This is a genomic window from Longimonas sp., from assembly GCF_046498435.1.
Taxonomy (GTDB): Bacteria; Bacteroidota; Rhodothermia; order Rhodothermales; family Salinibacteraceae; genus Longimonas.
The window spans coordinates 1-6,945 of the sequence record NZ_JAWOAR010000183.1 but is presented as its reverse complement, the minus strand read 5'-3'; the positions used below and the strand labels follow the sequence as shown (position 1 = coordinate 6,945).

Here is a 6,945-nt window from a genome sequence, read left to right as displayed (position 1 = left end):
AATCGAGTTCAGGACAGGCAAGGCGCCCCTGGCGTCGCTGATCCGGAGCCGAGCGAAGCGAGGGCCGAAGGTCATGCCTGTGGTACGCACGAAGTAATCTATGCCTCCATCTGATAACGCCAATCACGATCAAGTCCCAATCACTTCAGGATTAGCGACTACCTGACAGAGCAATAGTGCTGTGTCATGCGTGATTGTTTGGGGCAAACCAAGATCGGTACGCATGCCGTGCTGTCCAGGACACGTGCAGTGCCGACAGTAGTCGGCCCACAGATCGCCGGGAACGCAAGCGGGCGTCGGCTATGAGAGTGTATTTCAGGTCGCGTCATCCCGGACTTGATCCGGGATCCAGCGCGCTCCACCGAAGGGTGTGCCCAACGTGGCAAGGTGGGCGTTGAGATCCTTCCTCCACCTTCGTCAGGATGATCTTGACGTGCGAGGAACGAAGGACAAGCCTCAACCCGCTCCCCTGGAGAGGGAAGCTGTCCGCTCCAGCGACTGAGGGGGATACGCACAAACCGCCGGGGATGCGAGCAGCCTCCCTCATCTTGCCTCCCCAAGCACTTTTTTTGCAGGCTGCCCCCACTCACCTCTGCCTCCTCTACCAACAGCAGTTGGGGCCACAGGGATGGGACCAATGTCCTTCGTCTGTGGCGTTAGGGTAACTCCGAAAAGGATGCAGCTGCCTTCGCCTCCAACGACCGAAATTGCGCTACAGAGCCGCTCCCTCGGAGGCCTGGGTAGGATACGGGTTGAGGCAGCCGACCTCCGCTTCCCCCCTAAATAAACTGCCCTAAAATACGAAAGTCCCCGACAGGCCATAGTGGCATGCCGGGGACTTTTTGATTTGTAAACCCCTGTTCTACAGATGGATGCAGCCGTTAATTATTGGTCTGCACCGAGCTTTCCATAGAGCCATGTACCGTGCAGCGGTACGTGGCGACTGCGTCGGCGAGGTCTTGCGTGTAGGTAAACGTGACGCCGTCGTCATCTTCTTCGTAGTTGATACTGTCATCCTCTTCGAGGCTACCGTCGCCGTCCTGGTTGAGCAGGTACTCGGCGCTGCCGTTCTGGAAGCCCAGCGGATGATTGCTACCACCGTTGTTCACAAAGCGATAGCGCGTGCCCACGGTGAGGTTGAGGTCTGGGTTGTCTCCCGATCCAGCCACGCCGCTTTCGCCGTCTACGTTGGTCACGCTCCACGAGGACGAACCGTTGTTGTCGATCGTGACGGTGACGTCAGCGTTGCCCGAATCGTCATCGTCGGCGTTAGACCCGATGTTGCCTTGCGAGACGATTTCGCCCAGATTGGCTACGCTTTCATGGATGTTGATGTAGCCGTCGAAGCCGGTCAGCGTGTCGTACGACGCATCCACGATCTTGCTGCTGCGGGAGGCCTCGTCGCCTCCGTCAATCGGGCTAAGGTAGTACTCGATACCCCCCCCTTCTGTCGCATTTCCGTTGTGAATGTGTGCCGGGTGCGAGACGCTGGCTCCGGTGGCGCCGTCGATGTTCATGTTGAGCGTGACGAGGGTGAGGTCGTCGTTAAGCTCGCGGAACGTGGCCGTGGCCGGCACCCCGTCGGGCGCTACGCTGCCGTCGTTGGCGTTTGCATCCAGGTCGTAATCGGTGGTGCGCGGCGATTCAACAAAGTCGAGTCCGTCTTCGACCGAACCCGAGGCATTGGCGCCGATGTTGCCCTGCGAAACGACGGTGCCCAGGTTGTCTACACTCTCGTGGATGTTGATGTAGCCGTTGAAGTCGGTCAGGTCGTCGAACGGCACGTCGATCACGCGTGCGCTTGAGGCGCCCTCGTCGGTGCCATCAATCGGCGTCAGATAGTATTCGATGTCACCTCCGTCTTCGGCGCTGTTTTGATGAATGTGCGCGGGATGTGAGACGTCGGCTCCGGTCGCGCCGTCGGTCAGTTCCAGCGTAACGAGCGTCTGCGTATCGCTCAGGCGCCAGAACGTGGCGGTGCCTTCTACGCCGTCGGCAATGGCTCCGTCGTTCGACTGCGCGGCCAGATCGTACGAGATGGCATCGGCGTTGGCTTCGGCAATGCTTGGCGGAAGCAGCAGGCCGTCGATCACATGCAGAATGCCGTTACTGGCCGTGTAATCCAGGTTATCAGTGTCGAGCGTGGCTTGTCCGCCATTGAACACGATCTGATCGCCATCTTGCGCAATGGTCAGGTTCTCACCTTGCCGCGTTTCGATGTTGACTTCGCCGTCGTTGTCCTCCAGGAGGCTCAGCAATTCGCCCGAGTCAACCACCGACTCGTTGTACACATGATACTCCAGGATCTGCTGGACTTCCTCGTCAGAGAATCCGCTCAGGTCGGCGTTTTCGAAGGTGTCGTTGTTCGGCCCGAAGACCGTCCAGCCCTCGGCGCCGACGAACGCCTCGTCCAGTTCGGCACCGACCACCGCGTTGTACAGCTCCTCAGTTTCGTTTACGAACCAGGCGGTGTTCGCCAGATTCTGATTGCCCAGAAGGGGGCGGTCGAGCACGTGAATGATGCCGTTGGCCGCTTCCACATCGGTCTGAATGACCTCGGAGCCTTCGATGAAGACGCCGTCATCCGTGACCTCAATGGTGAGTTCATCGCCCGAAAGCGTTTCGACGGTGTTTTCGCCGTCCTCAAGCTCAGACGCTGCCAGGGCCTGGTCGGGAACAACGTGGTATTCTAACACCTCTTCGAGCGCATCGCCCTGCCCGAGCAGGACCTCGGTATTGATGGCCTCAAATGCGTCGTTATTCGGAGCAAACACCGTGAAGGTAGCCTCTTCATCGGTAAGTGCACCGGCGAGTTCGGCTTCTTCAAGCGCCGTAAGCAGCGTTGAGAAGTTGTCATCCTCGCCCACGATATCACCAATTGTCTGCATGGGGTCCGGATCGGGATCGGGGTCTGGATCATCACTGACCGGGTTGTCATCGTCGCAGGCAACAAGCCCAAGAAAGAGGACCGCCATAACGGTCCACACGAGCGGTTTAAAACGAAGCATAGCAGTACAAAGGCATTAGGAAATGTATATGTCTCTGCCCTTACGCACGTCCTCAATATTCTTTCGTTCACACCACATTCGACGCCTACGTTACCTCTTTCCGCTTTTAATGCGTTATAGCACGTGCGTTACACGGTGGCGCTATCTATACATGAAACGCCCTGCGGTGCTGGACATGCCGCTCTGCATCTGTTACTATGGGATGTCCGTGCTCTCTGTTTTTACGATTTGATGCTATGCTTCTGTTCGCTTCGCCCAACGATGCCACCGACGACCCGGCGTCGTATCGCACGCGCTGGCTGTTTATCGGCGTGGCCATCTTACTGATTGGCGGGGCCGTGGGCGTGAGTGGTCACATCCCGGAAACCGACGGCCACTACGGCGTCTGGTCGCTCCTGCCGCCGTTTGTGGCGATTGTGATGGCATTCTATACCCGCGAGGTCGTGAGCGCGCTGTTTTTGGGCATCGCCGTGGGCGGCGTGGTGGCGGGCGAACTGAACATTGTGCAGGCGTATCTCATCCCCGCCATCGGCACCGAAGACTTCGCGCTCATTCTGCTGGTCTACCTGTGGGCGCTGGGCGGACTCATTGGGCTGTGGACACGCACCGGTGGGGCGCTGCGATTCGCACGTTGGGCCAGCGGATTCATCGTGCGCGGCCCGCGTTCGGCCAAGTTCTTCGCGTGGATCATGGGCCTTGTCTTCCACCAGGGCGGCACTGTAAGCACCGTGCTCACCGGCGCCACCGTCCGCCCCATTTCCGACGAGCACAACGTGTCGCACGAGGAGCTGTCGTATATGGTGGATTCGACGGCCTCGCCCGCCGCCACACTCATTCCGTTTAACGTGTGGCCCATCTACGTGGGCGGACTCGTAGCCGGTACGATTCCCCTCTTCGAGACCTCACAGGAGGGCATCGCATTTTTCTTCTCGTCGCTCCCCTACAACTTCTACGCGATCTTTGCGATCGGCATCACGCTCTTGTTTGCATGGGAAAAGCTGCCCTTCGTGCCCGGCAAGCAGATGCGCGCGGCCATGAAGCGCAGTCGCTCCACCGGCAAACTCGACCGCGACGATGCCAACCCGCTCGCCGCCGACGACCTTACGAACATGAAAGTGCCCGAACGCTACCAGCCGGGCCTGGTGGACTTCTTTGGTCCCATCGGGCTCCTCTTGGGCGTGGCCATCATTCCGTACATGGTCACCTACTTCTACCTGGGCCGCACCGACGACCCCACGCTGCTCATTGCCGAAGCCTTCGTGCTGGCCGTGCTGGCGGGGATGGGCATTGCCCTGGCCAAAGGCATGGAGCTGCAAGACGCCATCGACGGCTTTGTGGATGGCTGCCGTGGCGTCACCATTGGCGCGATCATCCTGGCGCTGGCGGTTACGCTCAAGGAGGTCGCCGATGCCGTTGGCACCGCGGACTACGTCGTGGCGGCGCTGGGCGATGTGCTCTTGCCCGTCACCTTGCCCGCCTTGCTGATGGGGCTCTGCCTGCTCATTGCGTTCTCCACCGGCACCTCGTGGGGCACGTACGCGGTGGTCTTTCCGGTGGCCATGCCGCTGGCGTGGGCGGTCGCACCCGAGCCGTTCTTTATTACGCTGTGCTTTAGCGCCGTGGTGGGCGGCAGCGTCTTCGGCGACCAGTGCTCGCCCATTTCGGATACCACGATTCTGTCGTCCCTCGCCACCGGCACCGACCTGATGGACCACGTCTACACGCAGTTTCCACTTGCGCTCATGGCCGGACTCCTGGCTGCGGCGGCGTACACGGGGCTGGCCTTCTTTGCGGTGTGAGCAGGGACGCAGCGCGTATCTGTTTAGCGGTCGTCAAAGATCGCCCGGGATATGCGCCCCCCAGGAGTACTCGGTCGCGGTGCTCCCAGCGCTTCGCTCCTGATCCCGAGCTCAGGGGACCCACAGCCGAGGAACCTGGGCCGAACGCTATCGGCACCGCTTGCGTCCCCGGCGATCTGTGAGGTGATACCAAATCCGGTGAAGTCGTTGTGGTATCACGTTTCTGCGATATACCGGAGTTGATGGACGAGTAGAGGGTAAGATCAATGGATGTTGGGGAAGCATGGACATTCTGCCTCCGCATTCAGCACAACCCTACCATCCGTCATTCCAGACGAAGCGGAGCGGAGATCTGGAATCCATGCTGCCGGGGAGAGTCGAAGCCCCCAAACCGACCCCGCTCAAACAAAAGAACGGGCAGTCCAATGAAGGACTGCCCGTTTTCGGTGTGAAGCCGAAAGATTAAACTTCGGCTTCGCTGTCGTAGTTAAGACCAGATGCTTACTCCTGGATGATATCCGACACTTCTACAGGAATCATCTGCGGTTCGCCCTGGAATTGCCCAATGACGCCTTCGTAATCGAAGGTCCCCGACGGAACCGGCTCTCCACCAAGCTGGGTTTCCCCTTCTTGCTGAACGCGGAAAACACCCTCATTTCCGTCACCATCTGTGGCCGTGTACGAGGTACCGTTGCTGAACTCCGTGTCTTCGGTATCCAGTGTCAGTCCGTCGATCCGGACCAGCACGCTTTCGTAATCCAGCCCGTTTTCAGCAAACTCTGAGAGAGTAATCGTGAGGGGATCCGGGACCTCACTTTCACCTGTCACTTCATACGAAGCCAGATCGTCTTCGTTAATCTGGAGCAGTCCATTGAACTCACTGATCGTGCCCGTCACACGCAGCGTAGTGCCTTCCGTGATCGTTCCATCGGCAATCTCATCATTGAAACTGCCCTCGGGTTGGCGAATCACGATGCCGCTGGCGCCCAGGTCGCCGCTGTCATCCTGGATGCGCACAAAGTCGCCAAAGGCACGGGTCACTGTGCCCTCAATCGTGACTTCAGCATCTACGCCTTGTTCACGGGCTTCTGCGATAGAGATAGCTTCTGGCTCCTGCATGCTCGGCGGCGTAAGTACACCGTCGATCAGGTGGAAGACATTCACATAGCCGTCTTCGGAATCATTGATTCCACCGGCAAAGCGGTCGAGCCCGCCCTCGGTCACAAGCGTAGCCTGATCACCGTTGAGCGCAATGGCACCGTCGTCCGTCTCAGTGAACGTGATCGGCTCGCCCTGCGCTGTTTCTACTTCAACCTCGCCGTCGTTATCCGCCAGCAGGCCCAGCAGCGTTTCGGAGTCGATTGGGCCATCTTCGCCAACGATAACGTGATACTGCAATACATCGGCAAGCTCTTCTTCAGTCAGGTCGCCTGTATCGACCTCTTCAAAGGCCTCGTTGATCGGCGTAAAGACGGTCCAGTTTTCAGCATCTTCGAAGCCGTCAACCAGTCCCGCATCGGCCGCGGTGCCTGCAAGTGCTTGTGTGGAAGCTGTTAGACTGATCCGCTCCAACAGCGAGCGGTTCTCCAGCAGCAGGCCGTCTACGACATGCAACACGCCGTTATCAGCTTCGATATCCGCTTCGACCACCTGCGCTTCATTCACGAACAGGTTGCCATCACGCTCCGTAATAAGCACATCTTCGCCAAATGCTGTGCTCACTGTGCCCGTTTCGATATCACCCGACAACACCGACGAGTTCAGCACGTGGTACTGCACAATCTCTTCGAGCAGCTCCGAGTTCTCGTCGGCCAGCGCCGCTTCGGTGTTGATATCGGCGAAGGCATCGTTATTCGGTGCAAACACCGTGATGTCGGCCTCTGGATTCTCCGTCAGGTTGAGGCGCACCGCGCTTCTGAAAGCAGGCCGTTGGCTGCACGCCTGTCATCCAGAGGTGACGTCACCAGCGCAGTGGAATCGGCAGTTGGCGTCAAGCTATGTATCTGCCATCAACCATATGCAAACCGGCGACTATGTCGGTCCAAAAGCTAACGGGCGCGTTCACAAGCGACACCCTCTTTCGCCCCGCTACTTCAAATCCATCTTCTCCAGTGGATCCACTTCCGCATATTAGAAGA

Annotated in this window: 3 protein-coding genes; 1 reads left to right on the top strand and 2 read right to left on the bottom strand. The window is 58.8% G+C overall.

Translation table 11 applies throughout. The annotated features are described in order from the left end of the window. Positions 1–881: 881 nt before the first annotated feature. On the bottom strand, positions 882–3,008 hold the full coding sequence (locus R6U20_RS06855) for a fasciclin domain-containing protein (RefSeq protein WP_410337115.1): 2,127 nt from the start codon (positions 3,006–3,008) through the stop codon (positions 882–884). 236 nt (positions 3,009–3,244) lie between these two features. Here R6U20_RS06855 and R6U20_RS06850 point away from each other — a divergent pair, with 236 nt between their 5' ends. Next, positions 3,245–4,807 (top strand): Na+/H+ antiporter NhaC family protein, encoded by a 1,563-nt coding sequence (locus R6U20_RS06850; RefSeq protein ID WP_410337114.1) that lies wholly within the window; start codon positions 3,245–3,247, stop codon positions 4,805–4,807. A gap of 501 nt (positions 4,808–5,308) precedes the next feature. Here the strand turns inward: R6U20_RS06850 and R6U20_RS06845 are convergent. Continuing rightward, the gene (locus tag R6U20_RS06845) at positions 5,309–6,715 is read right to left on the bottom strand and encodes a fasciclin domain-containing protein (protein WP_410337113.1); all 1,407 of its coding nucleotides are present in this window, start codon (positions 6,713–6,715) and stop codon (positions 5,309–5,311) included. Between the last annotated feature and the right edge of the window lie 230 nt (positions 6,716–6,945).